We start from the raw sequence: 15220 nt of genomic DNA, 5'->3' as shown, positions 1-15220 counted from the left end.
AACCCGTGATTGGACTCGACAGTCCTTGATTGTCTTTGAGTACAATGATACCCTTTGCCGGGTCAAGCGTTCTTTTAACGAGGTTCAGCATGCGATTCAGCTCGATACTATATGCGGCACTCTGCTGCGTATTCCTGCCTGGCACCGCTTCCGCCGCAACGGAGCTTTATACCGGCACCATGGAGATCTTTGCCGTTTCCGGCAATGCCTGCGGCGGCCTGGAACTTGCCCATAACGTCTCCCTGTTCCTGCGCCGCGACCGGGACGGTTCCCCGGTTTCCGGTTTTTTCCAGGGGGCCACCATCACGACCGGAAAGTTCTCCGGCAAGGACCTGTCGAAACTCGAAGTGCGCTATCCTTACCACGACGAACTCAGAGCGTCCGGGCATTCCCTCAGCATCACCCCCGCCGGTGGAGAACTGCTGGTGGAATTGCGCGACCGCCATCTCGAACCCGGCGACGACGACTGCAACTTCGATCTGGCGCGCATGCGCCTGACGCGCACCGGAAAGGGGGAGTCCGTCGAATCGCTTCTGAAACCGGTGTCCGCCATGTTCGAGGCCCAGTTGCTGCGTTCGGAGGCTTACGATCTGGCCGGTCAGGGGCGTTACGAGGAGGCGCTGCCGCTGTACGAGAAGGCCCTGGCTATGGCGGATGCGTCAGCAGGGGGGGATGCAGGTCAAATGGCTGCCTATGTTGTCGGGCTGGCCGGCACCTATGTAAGGCTGGGGCGCTTTGCCCAGTTCAGCCGGCTCTATGACGAGCGGATAGGGGTTGTCAGCGACGCCGGGATCAGGGACATGCTTGCGGGGCAGCGCGTCCGTTCGGGACTCTTGGCCGGCAAGGCTGCGCTGGTCGCCGAGGATTACAAGGGGGCCCTCCAAAGCTTCCGCAAGGCTTACAGCCTACAGCCCCATAATGTGGAGGCGGTCGCCGCGGTAATGACGGCTCAGGTGCGAATGGGGGACCATGACGGCGCCATAGCTTTTCTCGAGAATGTCCTCGCATCGGCCGAAAGCGATGGGGAGCGGCAGGGGATGCGGGGGGCATTGGCCCACGTCTACTTTCTGAGAGCCCAGAAATACGACCGTAATGGTGCCGAAACCGCAGCCGAGGCCGATCTGGAAAAGGCGGATGCCCTTGATCCCTACTCGCCCCAGTACCTGGTCGCACGGGCGCGGCTGCTGCATAAACGGGGCAGCCTGGAAGATGCGGAAAAACTGCTGCAGCAGGGGCTCAGGCGCTTTCCGCTCGAGTCCTCCCAACAGGAAATTCTCGCTGCCCGCGACAAGATGCGCGCAACTGAGGCCATCCTGGAAAAACTACGCAAGGTGGGCAGCTGATGGGTTACCGTAATCTGCAGGAATGCGTCCTCGACCTGGAGCGGCATGGCATGCTGCGCCGGATTGCCGTGCCGCTCGATCCCCGGCTGGAGGTGGGGATGGTACAGCGGCGCGTCTACCAGGCCGGCGGGCCGGCGCTGCTCTTTACCAATCCGGTCAACTGCCGTTTTCCACTATTGGGGAACCTGTTCGGCACCCTGGAGAGAACCCGCTTCATCTTCCGGGATACCCTGGACGACATCCGCCGGCTGGTCGATCTGAAAATCAATCCCTTTTCCCTGCTGAAGCATCCCCTGGATGCCGTCAGAGCACCCTTCGCTGCGCTGCACCTGTTGCCCTCAACCACTACGGCCGCGCCGGCGCTGGAGTGCCGCACCACCCTTTCGCAGCTTCCGCAGATCGTCTCCTGGCCCCGGGATGGGGGTGCTTTCATCACGCTGCCCCAGGTCTACAGCGAGAATCCTTCCAACCCCGGTTTTGCGAAATCGAATCTCGGCATGTACCGGGTGCAACTGTCGGGCAACCGCTATGAGCCGGACCGGCAGGCCGGTCTGCACTATCAGATTCACCGCGGCATCGGGGCGCATCATGCCGAAGCCATTGCCCGGGGTGATCTCCTGCGGGTGAACGTGTTTGTCGGCGGCGCGCCGGCCATGACCGTGGCAGCGGTCATGCCGCTGCCGGAAGGGATGCCGGAGCTCTCCTTTGCCGGGCTGCTGGCCGGACACCGGATTCCGATGACCCGCCTGCCGGGGCGCTTGCCGGTCCCGGCTGAAGCAGACTTCTGTATCTGCGGTGTTGTGCATACGGGCAAAACCCTGCCGGAAGGCCCTTTTGGCGACCACTTGGGATATTACAGCCTGACCCACGACTTTCCCTATGTCGAGGTGGAGGAGGTCTACCACCGCAAGGATGCCATCTGGCCCTTTACCACCGTGGGGCGTCCTCCTCAGGAGGATACCAGTTTCGGCGCCTTTATCCACGAACTGACCGGGCCGCTGATCCCGACCGTGGTGGCGGGGGTCAAGGAGGTGCATGCCGTGGATGCGGCCGGCGTGCATCCATTGTTGCTGGCCATCGCCTCCGAGCGCTACGTGCCCTATGCCGCGGAGCGCCAGCCCCAGGAACTGCTGACCATTGCCAACGCCATCCTGGGGCAGGGGCAGCTTTCCCTGGCCAAGTATCTGTTCATCGCAGCCCAGGAGGATGCACCCGGCCTGCATACCCACGATATCGCCGCGTTCCTGAGTCATGTTCTGGAACGGGCCGACTGGCGCAGGAACCTGCATTTCCAGACCGCCACTACCATCGATACCCTGGATTACAGCGGCTCCGGCCTCAATGAGGGATCCAAGGTGGTGATCGCCGCCGCCGGTCCGGTCCGCCGCAGGCTGGCCGGGGAAGTGCCGGCCGGGATGGAATACCCGGACGGTTTCGGAGGGGCGCAGGTCTGTTTGCCCGGCGTACTGGCCATTCAAGGACCCGCCTCCCGGCAGGAGCGTGGTAAGGGCGATGCGCTGATGGACGAGTTCTGCCGTTTCTACGGGGAGCGCGATATGTTCGGAGGAGTGGCCCTGATCGTGATTTGCGATGACAGCCGCTTCACCGCAGCCACGCTTAACAACTTCCTGTGGGTGACCTTCACCCGTTCCAATCCCGCCACCGACATCTACGGCATTGGAGCGGAAACACGCGGCCGCCACTGGGGCTGCAGCGGCCCGCTGGTCATCGATGCCCGCACCAAGCCGTTCCATGCCCCTGTTCTGGAGGAGGATCCAGCCATGGAGCGCAAGGTCGACGAACTGGCCGCGCCGGGCGGTCCGCTACATGGTTTGTATTGAACCTACACTGTATAAACTCTGTGAACAGTGCAAACCTGGGTCCGCGCCGCCGGACTGCCGGAGTGTCTGAAAGAAGCCGGGGCCCGAACGTCGCCGGGCTGTGGCGATAGTATAGTCCGCTGGCCCTCCGCCGAAACGCTCAATGCCGCGAAACTGCAAAGGCAGAGGCCTTTCAGGCGTTCCGGCAGGGAGATGGTGCGGATCCGGGTTTCGGGAGGAATCGTGAAGTCTTTTCGCAAGGAACTATGGTTTGAAACGCGGCAGCGCCGGGAATTGATCAACATCACTCCCACGGTGGAGGAGCATCTGCGCGAGAGCGGCATTCGTGAAGGGTTGCTCTTGTGCAATGCCATGCACATCACCGCCAGCGTCTTCATCAACGACGATGAAGCGGGATTGCACCAGGATTTCGAGGTCTGGCTGGAGGGGCTGGCTCCGGAGAAACCCTACTCGCGCTACCGGCACAACAGTTACGAGGACAACGCCGATGCGCATCTCAAGCGGACCATCATGGGACGCGAAGTGGTCGTGGCCGTGACCGGCGGCAAGCTCGATCTGGGACCATGGGAGCAGATCTTCTACGGGGAGTTCGACGGTAAACGCCGCAAACGGGTGCTGCTGAAGATCATCGGGGAATGAATTGCCCGAACATAAAAAAACATTTGCCACAGAGAACACAGAGTTTACAGAGAGAAATCAAGCTAATGCAGGTTTACCAACGTCACCGACAATCAATAACCAGATTTGTTTGTTTTTCCTCTGTGATCTCTGTGGTGAAATAATGTTTTCAAAGCTTATTCCATCGGGTGACAAACCGCCTGCCCCTGTTCGATGCCCGTCACCAATACCCGCCGCTCACAGTTGATATCCGCTGACGATCCCTGAAATTCCGCCTGGATGTAATTCCGGGAAACCCCCCTGACCATACCCGTAGCAGATTCATGGTGCTGCACCAGCACCTGCAGTTCACCACCGACGGCGCGTTGCAGGAACTGCTCGTGTTTGCGGCCGGCAATGGCTCGTAGCCGGGCGGCACGTTCCTTGATGAGCGCCGGAGGGACCTGGTCCGGCATGTCGGCCGCCCTGGTCCGGGGGCGCCGGGAGTAGGGAAACACATGCAGATCGGCCAGCGGCAGCAATTCTATCAGACGGCAGGTGCTTTGGAACTCCTCTTCGTCTTCGCCGGGGAATCCGGCAATGATGTCGGTGCCGATGAAGGCGTCCGGCATGGCGGCCACGACCCGTTCCAGCAGGGCGGTGAAGGCGGCCGTGCCGTAGGGGCGCCCCATGCGCCCCAGCACGCTGTCGCTGCCGCTTTGGAGCGGGATGTGGAAGTGATGGCAGATCCGGGATGAGCCGGCGCACAGCTCCAGCAGGCTGTCGCTGATCTCGTTGGGATCAATGGAACCGATTCGCAGACGCTGCAATTCCGTCTCGTTCAGAATGCGGCGCACCAGCCCTTCCAAGGAGTCAGCCGGTGACAGGTCAAGACCGTATCCCCCCAGGTGGATGCCGGTCAGCACCACTTCGCGAAAGCCCTGATCCACCAGTCCCCGGATGCCGTCCAGCACCTCTGCGCCCGAAACGCTGCGGCTTCTGCCGCGGGCAAAGGGCACGATGCAGTAGGCGCAGAAGGTATTGCAGCCGTTCTGGACCTGCAGGAAGGCCCTGGTGTGCTCCGCGAAACTGGTGAGCTTGAGGGGGGAAAAGGTCGTTTCAGCGCCGGTATCGGCGACCCGGTCCTGCGGGGCTTCCGCCAGGAGCGTGGTATCGAGCTTTTCCAGGTTGCCGAGCACCACGTCAACCTCCGGCATGCGCGAAAGCTCCTCCGGTGACACCTGGGCATAGCAGCCGGTGGCAACGATACGCGCCTGCGGGTTCAGGCGACGGGCCCGACGGATCATGCGGCGGGTTTCGCTGTCTGTCCGGGCGGTGACGGTACAGGAATTGATCACGTAAATATCGGCCGGTTCGGTGAAAGGGACGACGGTATAGCCGGCACGTCCGAACTGTTCAGTAATGGCGGCTGATTCGAACTGGTTGGTTTTGCATCCCAGTGTGGCAATGGCAACGGTTTTCATGGGGGTACGATTTCCTTTTCCAACATTTTCAAAACCCGGGTGACATAAAAGACAACGAACAGCGCCGCCGACCAGGTCACGCTGAAGATGCCCCACCATATGCCGATGATGCCCATTCCGACGGACACGGTCAACAGGGGGAAAGCGGCGGCGGGAGCGGCAATCTGGCGATACAGGCCGATCCACAGGGCCAGGGAGGGGCGCTGGATGCCCTGCATGGCGGCCACGCAGATGTAGAGCAGCACATAGGCGGGAAATACCCAGGCTTCGACGCGCAGGAACCTGATGCCGATGGCCACCACCTTTTCATCGCTGCTGAACAGCCGCATCAGCTCGCCGGTGAAAATCAGGGCTGCAGCGGTTCCGCTCAGGGCCAGCACGAAGCCGTAACGAAGCGAAAGAACCAGTACCTGCCGGACGCGCCCGATCTGACCGGCTCCGAAGTTCTGGGCGGTCAGGGCCAGGGTGGAAATATTGAGCCCCATTACCGGCAGCAGGGCGATCTGCTCGATGCGGGTACCGATGCCGTATGCTGCCACCGCCTCCTGTCCGTATCTTCCGACAAACCAGGTGATGATGAAGATGCCCAGGGTGACGGTCATCATGTTCATGGCAGCCGGAAACCCCTGCCCGAACAGGTTGCGGTAGTAGTTCCACTGCGGACGCAGTTCCCGCAGTGTGAAGCTCGGTATCGCCTCGGTACGGGAGAGCCGGTTGAAGAGGTAGAAGTTGCCGAGACACTGGATCGCAACGGTAGACAGGGCCACGCCGGGCAGTCCTAAAGCCGGCAGGCCGAAGCCGCCGTACATGAACCACGGGTCGAGAAGCAGATTGAGCAGAAAACCGCAGATCAGAAAATTGCGGTAGGTGGCGGTATTGCCGTGTGCATTGAGGATGGCGCTCATCACGAAGTTGAGCATGAAAAAGGGGGCTCCGGCAAAGACCACGTCGATGTAGCTCAGGGCCAGTGCCAGGTATTCCTCCCGAGCGCCCATGAACATGAATATCTCCGGCGAAAAGGAGATGCCCAGCGCCGTCAGGAACAGCGCATTCAACAGGGCAAACGAAAGCGCCTGGAGGATGTAGATGCGCGCCGTCTCATGGTCGTTGCGCCCCAGGGCATGGCCGATCAGGGCGGTGGTTCCGGTCGACACCCCTGCGCCGATGGACAGCAGGATGAAGAACACCGGAAAGGAGAGCGACATGGCTGCCAGGGCGGTCGTGGACAGGCGGCCGCCATACCAGATATCCACCACATTGAACATGGTGTTGAAAAAAAAACCGGTTCCGGCCGGTATGGCCAGACGCCGGATCAGGACCGGGATGGGATCGGTTGTGAGCTCGGAAAAATTGTTCATGATCGCTTGTCTGATGGGCAGGACCCGAAGTGCGTCGGCAACTATATACTAAAAACGGCCCGGTGAGGGCAGCAAATTTTCCCATCCCGAAGCCGAGGCCTGCCAAAGGCGTCTGCCGCACTGTTTTTGTTGAAAATTGCCTTGAAAACGTTTACAAGTTTAAAACTTTTACCATCAAGCATCAGAGCATGTACGGGAGGTATCGATGAGCCTTGTTAAACTGTATGACACAACCCTGCGTGACGGTACCCAGGCGGAGGATATCTCGTTCCTGCTGGAGGATAAGATCCGTATCGCCCATCGGCTGGACGAACTGGGCGTGCACTATATCGAGGGGGGCTGGCCGGGAAGCAATCCCAAGGATGTGGCGTTTTTCAAGGACATCAAAAAAGAGAAGCTTTCCCAGGCAAAGATCGCTGCCTTCGGTTCGACCCGCCGGGCCAAGGTTACTCCTGAAAAGGACAACAACATCAGGACGCTGGTGGCGGCCGAGCCGGATGCGATCACGATTTTCGGCAAGACCTGGGACTTTCACGTGCGCGAGGCGCTGCGCATCCCGCTCGAGGAGAATCTGGAGCTGATCTACGACTCGCTCGAGTATCTCAAGAGGAATGCGCCTGAAGTGTTTTACGATGCGGAGCATTTCTTCGACGGTTACAAGGCCAATCCCGAGTATGCCATCAAAACGCTCAAGGCTGCCGAAGAGGCCAAGGCGGACTGCATCATCCTGTGCGATACGAATGGCGGCACCATGCCCTTCGAAGTGGCCGAAATCATCAAGGCGGTCAGGAAGCAGATCAAGACGCCGCTCGGCATTCATACCCACAATGACGGCGATTGCGCCGTGGCAAACTCGATGATTGCGGTGGAGCAGGGCATCGTCCAGGTCCAGGGAACCATCAACGGTTTTGGCGAGCGGTGCGGCAATGCCAACTTGTGCTCGATCATTCCGGCCCTCAAGGTCAAGATGAACAAAACCTGCATCTCCGACGAGCAGATGCGCCATCTGCGCGATGTGTCGCGCTTTGTCTACGAGCTGGCCAATATTTCCCCCAACAAGCACCAGGCCTATGTGGGCAACTCGGCCTTCGCCCATAAGGGGGGCGTGCATGTCAGCGCCATTCAGCGCCACCCTGAAACCTACGAGCACATGCGCCCGGAACTGGTCGGCAACTGTACCCGGGTACTGGTCTCCGATCTCTCCGGCCGCTCCAATATTCTGGCCAAGGCCGAGGAATTCAATCTCAACCTCGACAGCAAGGACCCGGTTACCCTGGAAATTCTGGACAACATCAAGGACATGGAAAACCGCGGGTATCAGTTCGAAGGTGCCGAGGCCTCCTTTGAGCTTTTGATGAAGAAAGCACTTGGAACTCACAAGAATTACTTCCATATTCTCGGCTTCAGGGTAATTGATGAAAAGCAGGGTGATAGCCACAAGCCGATGGCCGAGGCCACCATCAAGGTCAGGGTAGGGGGCAAGGTCGAGCACACCGCGGCCGAGGGAAGCGGGCCGGTCAATGCTCTCGACAACGCCATCCGCAAGGCGCTGGAGAAGTTCTACCCGAAACTGAAGGAGGTCAAGCTGCTGGATTACAAGGTGCGTGTCCTGCCTGCCGGCCAGGGTACCGCTTCGTCCATCCGCGTATTGATCGAGTCGGGCGACAAGACCCAGCGTTGGGGCACCGTGGGTGTTTCCGACAATGTTATCGATGCTTCCTACCAAGCCTTGATCGACAGTATCGACTATAAACTGCACAAATCCGAGGGATGATGTGCGCGGGCAGGCTGCGGGGCATACCTCGTACCTGAACAGCGAAGCATATCGACGCCTGGTTGTTGTTCTGCTGTCCCTTCTGGCACTCGTGCCGATCGTCGTTAGAAGCCGTACGAGCGGGTTGAACCCCGCTCCTGCGGCTTTTTTCATATCATCATCGCCCCTGGTGAGCATACGTGGCGATGTCCATCATCAGGGCATTTACGAACTACCCGCCAATCCAATGACGAGTACCGTCATTGGATTGGCGCTTCCCGTGAGCCCCATTGCCGCCTGTTTCCCATCCGGTGTCGAACGCCGAGCGATTGCCGCCGGAGATGAAATCCGATTGACCTTCCGCCGTGGCTCCAAAGCCGCCGATATCGCGGTTCGCCCGATTCCTGCCTCCCAAAGGATGGTGCTGGGCATCCCGCTGGACATCAATCGGATGGAGATCCGGGATTTCGACAAGTTACCCGGCATTGGCCCGGCACTGGCACAGAGGATCGTGCTTTACCGTCAATGGAATGGCGGTTTGATGACGGTAGATGATCTGCTGAAGGTGGAGGGAATCGGTGAAAGAAAATATTCTGTTTTAAAAAAATTCTTTTAAATGCCCGGATTTACGTTCAATGATTCCGGCAAGCGCCGGTAGTAATGTTTTTTTCGGCTCTTTTGGCACATTTGCTGAAATACCCCTTGGTACCGATGACACCACATGCAATTACATCAAGGGGAGGTTGGTATGCAGTGTCCACGTTGCAAAGGTCGCATGTTCGCTGAGAAATACTACGATTTCGTTCGCTCATTCGACGCCTGGAAATGCACCAGCTGCGGAGAATTGCTCGACTCGACCATTCTGGTGAACAGGGCTCGCAGTAACAACACTCACCTCGGCTGATCGTCGGGACATAACGACATCTGCACACAAGGGAAACCCGCTGGGGGTTTCCCTTTTTTGTTTGACACGATCAAGGCGAACGTATAAGAACACCTTCGTTTCATTCGATTTCGCAGACGGGAGCAGGTATGGCACGAAACGAAGGCAGGGGGGCGCACACGCTGCGCCAGGTGGCTATTACAAGGCGTTTCACGAAGCATGCCGAAGGGTCCGTTCTGGTGGAATTTGGCGGGACAAAGGTAATCTGTACCGCTTCGGTGGAAGAATCGGTACCCCCCTTTCTGAAAGGCAAAGGTACCGGCTGGGTAACGGCGGAGTATGCCATGCTGCCCCGTGCCACCCACACCCGCTCGGCCCGTGAGGCTGCCAAAGGGAAGCAGACCGGCCGCACCCTGGAGATTCAGCGCCTGATAGGCCGCTCCCTGCGGGCGGTCACCGATCTGGCTGCCCTGGGGGAGCGCAGCATTTACATCGATTGCGACGTGATCCAGGCCGATGGCGGTACCAGAACGGCATCCATCACCGGCGCCTACGTGGCCCTGGTGGATGCTCTGACCACGTGCAGGGACAAAGGACTCTTGGCACAGATTCCGCTGAAGGAGGCGGTTGCTGCTGTCAGTGTCGGCATTGTTGGAGGCGAAACCCTGCTGGATCTCGATTATCAGGAAGATTCCTCGGCTGAGGTGGACATGAATTTCGTGATGACCTCCAGCGGCCGTTTTGTCGAGGTGCAGGGCACGGCTGAGGCCGAGCCGTTCACCCTGGACCAGATGGATGGCATGCGAAGCCTGGCAGTGGAGGGCATCAGCCAGTTGTTTGCCCTTCAGCAGGAGGCCTTGCAGGGATGAAGGAATTGGTGATCGCCACCCGCAATCGCGGAAAGATGAAAGAGATTGAGGCCTTTTTGGCAGGGTTGGTGGAACGGGTGACCTGTGCCGCCGATTTCGAAGCATTTCCCGAGACCGTCGAGGATGGTGCGACCTTTGAGGCCAATGCCCTTAAAAAGGCCCGTGAGGCCATGAAGTTTACGGGATTGCCCGCCCTGGCCGACGACTCGGGGCTGGTTGTGGATGCGCTGGACGGGCGGCCTGGTGTATATTCGGCTCGCTTTGCCGGAGAGGGGGCTGATGACGCCGCCAATAACCGCACGCTCCTGCACGAACTGGCGGGTGTGTCGCCGGAACGGCGTCAGGCAGCCTTTGTCTGCGCCCTGGCCTTTATTTCCCCCGAAGGTGAGGAGAAGGTCTTTTACGGCCGGGTAGGGGGGTGTATACTTGCTGAAGCACGTGGAGAAGGGGGATTCGGATATGATCCTCTTTTCCTGGTAGACGGTTTCGGCCGTACCATGGCGGAGCTTTCGGTCGACGAGAAAAACCGGATCAGCCACCGCGGCCAGGCGCTGCGGCAATTTCGCGAGTATCTGGAGTAGGTCCGCTGATTTTTCCGGCCCATGATGGCCGACCAGAACAAAAAAGGAATATGTGTGAAGCGAGCTTCAAAAAACGTGCAGAACCCAAAACAGAATGAAGTGCAGAGAAACAGGGACACCGCTGGAAAAGGTGCCGGTGACACGCGTGAGGCCAAACTCACCCGCCGTTCCGTTCTCGAGGTGGAGATCTCAGGTCTCGATGACGAAGGCTATGGAATTGCATCCGGCGGGACGCATTCCCTGAGAATCGCCGGCGCCCTGCCCGGTGATTCGGTCAGGATCGGCATAGATCACGTGGCGCAACGGATCGCCTTCGGGCATGTCAAGAAGATCCTGGTGCCATCCCCCAAGAGGAGCAAACGCCCCCCCTGCAGCCAGAGCGCCCAGTGTCTCGGCTGCCCGCTGGTGACGATGAAGTATCGCGATCAGGCCGAATGGAAGCGGCAATTCATTCTCAACCAGCTTCGGCAGTACCGTTCCCTGGGGGATGTCACCGTGCACCCCCTGCTTTCCCCGCTGCGCCTGATCCACTATCGCACCACCGTCAAGCTGGCCATTGCGGGAAAGCATTCCGAACCCTGCATCGGGATCTTCCGTCGCTCCTCCCACGAGGTGATCGACCTGAATGAATGTCCGATCCACCACCCTCTCGTAAACCGGGTGATCGAGGTGGTGAGGCGCGGCATCACCAAGATGAAGGTACCGATCTATAATCCGCGCAGCAGGATGGGAGTGCTGCGGTACCTGGTGGTGAGGATCTCGGAAGCGGAACAGAAGGCAATGGTGATTTTTGTCACCGCCGAACGCTCCTACAATGAAATACATCACTTGTCGAAGTTCGTGCGGGAACAGATGCCGGAGGTGGAGGTGGTTGCCCAGAACATCAACACCTCCGAGGGGAATGTGATCCTGGGGTCCACTGACCGTTTCCTCACGCCGAAGCATCATCTGACCGAGACCATTGGCGACGTGACCCTGATGCTGTCTCCCCGGTCCTTTTTCCAGGTGAACCGGGACGGTGCCTGTCTGATCTATGACAAGGTCAGGCAGTGGGCCGCTCTGACCGGGCGCGAGACCGTGCTGGATCTCTACTGCGGCATCGGCGGGATAGCGTTGTCCCTGGCTACCGGCGCCCGAAAGGTGATCGGCGTGGAGGTGGTCGAGCCTGCCGTGGAGGATGCCCGTAAGAATGCCCGTCTGAACGGCGTGCAAAACTGCACTTTCGAGGCGGGCGACGCTGCCGAATTGCTGGAACAGTTCGCCGAGGACAATGAGCGGGTCGACCTGGCAGTGCTCAATCCACCCCGTAAAGGATGTGACGAGCAGGTGCTGCGGCGTGTGGCCGCCTTGGCTCCGGCCAAGCTGATCTATGTTTCCTGCTCTCCAAACACCCTTGCTCGTGACCTCAACATACTGAACCAATTGGGTTATATCTGTCGGGAGATCCAGCCGGTAGACATGTTTCCCCAGACGATGCATGTGGAAAATGTAGCCTTGTTAGAAAAAATGGACAAAAACCTTGACAACGAAGATGCTTGTTGATATTACTCTTTTGCTTTGGTACAGGCGCGTAGCTCAGGGGGAGAGCGCTACCTTGACACGGTAGAGGTCGGCGGTTCGAGACCGCCCGCGCCTACCATTAAAGCCGGTAGTGTCGGGGGCATCGATAGTTCGATGCCTTTTCTTTTTAATAAACCGGTTAATGATCTGTCACGAATTTGAATAGGATCTCCATATGTCGATGATCGCCATTACACTTCCAGACGGTTCCAAGCGTGAATTGCCTGTCGGCGCCACTGTCGCCGACCTGGCCGCTTCGATAGGTGCCGGTCTTGCCAAGGCCGCCATTGCCGGCAGGATTGACGGCGGGCTGGTCGATCTGGCCGCTGTCCTGAGTGACGGGGCACAGGTCGAGATCATCACGGAGAAAAGTCCCGAAGCGCTGGAAATCGTGCGCCACTCGGCCTCCCATCTCATGGCCCAGGCGGTCAAGGAGCTTTTTCCGGCAGCCAAGGTGACCATCGGGCCGGCCATTGAAACCGGCTTCTACTACGATTTCGACGTTGAAACCCCCTTCACGCCCCAGGATCTGGAGCGGATCGAAGCTAAAATGGGGGAGCTGGCTGCGGCCAATCTGAAGGTGGAGCGCCAGGTGCTTTCCAGCACTGAGGCCATCAGGAAATTCGACGAGATGGGGGAGCCCTACAAGCGTGAACTGATCGAGGATCTCGGTGTCGATACCGTTTCGATTTACACGCAGGGGGGCTTTGCCGATCTTTGCCGCGGTCCGCATGTGCCTTCCACCTCGCGGATCAAGGCCTTCAAGCTGCTGTCGATCGCAGGTGCCTACTGGCGCGGCAATGAAAAGAACCGTATGCTGCAGCGCATCTACGGCACCGCCTTTGTCGACAAGAAGGAGCTGGATGCCTATCTGCACCGTCTGGAAGAGGCCAAGCGCCGTGACCACCGCAAGCTGGGCAGGGAGCTGGATCTGTTCTCCTTTTCCGACGAGGTCGGAGCGGGGCTGGTAATCTGGCACCCCAAAGGGGCCATGCTGCGGACCCTCCTGGAGGACTTCGAGCGTCGCGAGCACCTCAAGCGGGGTTACGACATCGTTGTGGGGCCGCAGATCCTGAAGACCGAACTCTGGCAGCGCTCCGGCCACTACGAGAATTACCGCGAGAACATGTATTTCACCGAGGTCGACGAGCAGGGATTCGGAATCAAGCCGATGAACTGTCTGTCGCACATGATGATCTACAAATCGCATCTCCGGAGTTACCGCGACCTTCCGCTCCGTTTCTTCGAATTGGGTACGGTGCATCGCCATGAACGGGCCGGCGTGCTGCACGGTCTTCTGAGGGTGCGCTGCTTTACCCAGGACGATGCTCATATCCTTTGTGCTCCTGAACAGCTGGATGCCGAGATCAAAGGGGTGCTTTCCTTTGTCAGTGATGTGATGGGTATCTTCGGTTTCGACTATGAGATGGAATTGTCCACCCGGCCGGAGAAGTCAATCGGATCCGACGAGGACTGGGACAATGCCACCAGGGCCCTGCGCGGCGCCCTCGAAGATTCCGGCAAGCCCTTTGAGATCAATGAGGGAGATGGTGCCTTCTACGGCCCCAAGATCGACATCAAGCTGCGCGATTGTCTTGACAGAAAGTGGCAGTGTGCTACTATTCAGTGCGATTTCACGCTTCCCGACCGTTTTGACCTGACCTATGTCGATAGCAACGGCGACCGGAAGCGACCCGTGATGGTCCACCGTGTCATCCTCGGTTCCATCGAGCGTTTCATCGGTGTGCTGATCGAGCATTTTGCCGGGAATTTCCCGCTCTGGCTGTCGCCGGTGCAGGCCATCGTTCTGACAGTGACCGACAATCAGGCTGAATACGGTCAGGAGGTTCTGAAGCAGCTTCGGGCATCTGGCATCAGAATTCAGGGTGATTTCCGCAACGAAAAACTGAGCTTCAAAATCCGCGAGGCTCAGCTCCAGAAGATTCCCTACATGCTGGTCATCGGCGATAAGGAAATGGAGTCCGGTACCGTGACACCCCGTTTCCGCGACGGGAAGAACCTGAATCCCATGACAGTAGCGGAATTTGTCTCGTTTGTAGAACAGGAATCCAAACTTTTCAGATAGATGCGCGATCGAGGCAACGGCAGTTGAGCCGTGCCGCTCAGGAGGTGCAGTCATAGCAAAACCGACCGTGAATATCAACAATGCCATTCGTGCCGCAGAAGTCCGGGTGATTGGTGCAGACAGCGAACAGCTGGGAGTCATCCCCACTTCCAAGGCTCTTGAATTGGCCGCGCAGTTGGAGCTCGACCTGGTCGAGGTTTCCCCCACCGCGGTGCCGCCTGTGTGCCGCATCATGGATTACGGCAAATTCAAGTATCAGCAGAGCAAGAAGCAGCAAGAGGCCAAGAAGAAGCAGATCCATGTGGAGGTCAAGGAGATCAAGCTGCGTCCCAAGACCGACGACCACGATCTGATGTTCAAGGTCAAGCACGTCAGGCGTTTCCTTGAAGAGGGGAACAAGGCCAAGGTGACGCTGGTATTCCGTGGTCGCGAGATAACCCATATGGATATCGGCCGGGCTGTCATTCAACGTTTTGCCGCCGAACTTGAAGATATTGCCGTGATCGAGTCACAGCCGCGTGTTGATGGTCGTAACATGTTCATGATCGTTGCCCCCAAGGCAAAGAAATAACGCACACAGTATTTCATTTATTACTTGCAGAAGGAGAAGAGAAGATGCCGAAAATCAAGACAAATCGTGGCGCTGCCAAGCGTTTTAAAAAGTCGGCTTCCGGCCGCATCAAGCGCGGCAGTGCATTCACGAGCCACATCCTGACCCCCAAGACCCGCAAGCGCAAGCGTAACCTGCGTCAGGGCGCCATGGTGGCCGACGTGGACCAGAAAAACATTGCACGCCTGATTCCCTACAAATAAGTTCCCGCAACCGGGAAAGCCAAGAACCACGAGGACTGTCTCCCCTTGTGGA

14 protein-coding genes and 1 tRNA gene are annotated in these 15220 nt (G+C 58.7%); 13 read left to right on the top strand and 2 right to left on the bottom strand.

What is annotated here, in order from left to right; all coding sequences use genetic code 11:
* Positions 1-89 precede the first annotated feature (89 nt).
* The 3 genes from GSVR_RS12700 to GSVR_RS12690 all read left to right on the top strand — a co-directional run bounded on the left by GSVR_RS12700 (position 90) and on the right by GSVR_RS12690 (position 3823).
* Positions 90-1343: a lipopolysaccharide assembly protein LapB gene (locus GSVR_RS12700; protein WP_173199841.1), complete on the top strand. Its 1254-nt coding sequence runs from the start codon at positions 90-92 to the stop codon at positions 1341-1343.
* Positions 1343-3184 (top strand): UbiD family decarboxylase, encoded by a 1842-nt coding sequence (locus GSVR_RS12695; RefSeq protein ID WP_173199843.1) that lies wholly within the window; start codon positions 1343-1345, stop codon positions 3182-3184. Before GSVR_RS12700 ends, GSVR_RS12695 begins: the two co-directional genes overlap by 1 nt.
* 222 nt (positions 3185-3406) lie before the next feature.
* Entirely contained in the window at positions 3407-3823 is a 417-nt protein-coding gene (locus tag GSVR_RS12690; RefSeq protein WP_173199845.1) for a secondary thiamine-phosphate synthase enzyme YjbQ, read from the top strand.
* A gap of 155 nt (positions 3824-3978) precedes the next feature.
* Here the strand turns inward: GSVR_RS12690 and mtaB are convergent, their stop codons facing one another.
* Positions 3979-5265, bottom strand: coding sequence for a tRNA (N(6)-L-threonylcarbamoyladenosine(37)-C(2))-methylthiotransferase MtaB (mtaB, locus tag GSVR_RS12685; protein WP_173199847.1), 1287 nt, complete (start codon positions 5263-5265; stop codon positions 3979-3981).
* Entirely contained in the window at positions 5262-6623 is a 1362-nt protein-coding gene (locus GSVR_RS12680) for an MATE family efflux transporter (RefSeq protein WP_173199849.1), read from the bottom strand. The genes mtaB and GSVR_RS12680 overlap by 4 nt, the downstream gene beginning before the upstream one ends.
* 205 nt (positions 6624-6828) lie before the next feature.
* Between GSVR_RS12680 and cimA the strand changes: the two genes are divergently transcribed.
* From cimA to rpmI, 10 genes are all read left to right on the top strand, one after another.
* Positions 6829-8397, top strand: a complete 1569-nt coding sequence (gene cimA / locus GSVR_RS12675) for a citramalate synthase (protein WP_173199851.1) — start codon at positions 6829-6831, stop codon at positions 8395-8397.
* Between the two features lies 1 nt (position 8398).
* Entirely contained in the window at positions 8399-8992 is a 594-nt protein-coding gene (locus GSVR_RS12670; RefSeq protein ID WP_173199853.1) for a helix-hairpin-helix domain-containing protein, read from the top strand.
* Between the two features lie 132 nt (positions 8993-9124).
* The gene (locus GSVR_RS12665) at positions 9125-9280 is read left to right on the top strand and encodes a hypothetical protein (RefSeq protein WP_173199855.1); all 156 of its coding nucleotides are present in this window, start codon (positions 9125-9127) and stop codon (positions 9278-9280) included.
* 128 nt (positions 9281-9408) lie between these two features.
* Positions 9409-10128: a ribonuclease PH gene (gene rph / locus GSVR_RS12660; RefSeq protein WP_173199857.1), complete on the top strand. Its 720-nt coding sequence runs from the start codon at positions 9409-9411 to the stop codon at positions 10126-10128.
* A complete protein-coding gene (locus tag GSVR_RS12655; RefSeq protein WP_173199859.1) occupies positions 10125-10709 on the top strand; it encodes an XTP/dITP diphosphatase in 585 nt (194 codons plus the stop codon). Before rph ends, GSVR_RS12655 begins: the two co-directional genes overlap by 4 nt.
* 54 nt (positions 10710-10763) lie before the next feature.
* Positions 10764-12251 (top strand): 23S rRNA (uracil(1939)-C(5))-methyltransferase RlmD, encoded by a 1488-nt coding sequence (rlmD, locus tag GSVR_RS12650; RefSeq protein ID WP_239077319.1) that lies wholly within the window; start codon positions 10764-10766, stop codon positions 12249-12251.
* A 22-nt stretch (positions 12252-12273) separates the two neighbouring features.
* Positions 12274-12348, top strand: a tRNA-Val gene (locus GSVR_RS12645).
* 96 nt (positions 12349-12444) lie between these two features.
* The gene (gene thrS / locus GSVR_RS12640; protein ID WP_173199861.1) at positions 12445-14355 is read left to right on the top strand and encodes a threonine--tRNA ligase; all 1911 of its coding nucleotides are present in this window, start codon (positions 12445-12447) and stop codon (positions 14353-14355) included.
* A 52-nt stretch (positions 14356-14407) separates the two neighbouring features.
* Entirely contained in the window at positions 14408-14926 is a 519-nt protein-coding gene (gene infC / locus GSVR_RS12635) for a translation initiation factor IF-3 (RefSeq protein WP_173200028.1), read from the top strand.
* A 44-nt stretch (positions 14927-14970) separates the two neighbouring features.
* The gene (rpmI, locus tag GSVR_RS12630; protein WP_173199863.1) at positions 14971-15168 is read left to right on the top strand and encodes a 50S ribosomal protein L35; all 198 of its coding nucleotides are present in this window, start codon (positions 14971-14973) and stop codon (positions 15166-15168) included.
* Positions 15169-15220 lie beyond the last annotated feature (52 nt).

It is taken from the genome of Geobacter sp. SVR (assembly GCF_016865365.1).
GTDB lineage: Bacteria > Desulfobacterota > Desulfuromonadia > Geobacterales > Pseudopelobacteraceae > Pelotalea.
This window is presented reverse-complemented; position numbering and strand designations above follow the sequence as displayed.

Coding starts and splice junctions, on each gene's coding strand:
- GSVR_RS12700 (WP_173199841.1), top strand. CDS start 90: ATGCGATTCAGCTCGATACTATATGCGGCACTCTGCTGCGTATTCCTG.
- GSVR_RS12695 (WP_173199843.1), top strand. CDS start 1,343: ATGGGTTACCGTAATCTGCAGGAATGCGTCCTCGACCTGGAGCGGCAT.
- mtaB (WP_173199847.1), bottom strand. CDS start 5,265: ATGAAAACCGTTGCCATTGCCACACTGGGATGCAAAACCAACCAGTTC.
- GSVR_RS12680 (WP_173199849.1), bottom strand. CDS start 6,623: ATGAACAATTTTTCCGAGCTCACAACCGATCCCATCCCGGTCCTGATC.
- cimA (WP_173199851.1), top strand. CDS start 6,829: ATGAGCCTTGTTAAACTGTATGACACAACCCTGCGTGACGGTACCCAG.
- GSVR_RS12665 (WP_173199855.1), top strand. CDS start 9,125: ATGCAGTGTCCACGTTGCAAAGGTCGCATGTTCGCTGAGAAATACTAC.
- rph (WP_173199857.1), top strand. CDS start 9,409: ATGGCACGAAACGAAGGCAGGGGGGCGCACACGCTGCGCCAGGTGGCT.
- GSVR_RS12655 (WP_173199859.1), top strand. CDS start 10,125: ATGAAGGAATTGGTGATCGCCACCCGCAATCGCGGAAAGATGAAAGAG.
- thrS (WP_173199861.1), top strand. CDS start 12,445: ATGTCGATGATCGCCATTACACTTCCAGACGGTTCCAAGCGTGAATTG.
- rpmI (WP_173199863.1), top strand. CDS start 14,971: ATGCCGAAAATCAAGACAAATCGTGGCGCTGCCAAGCGTTTTAAAAAG.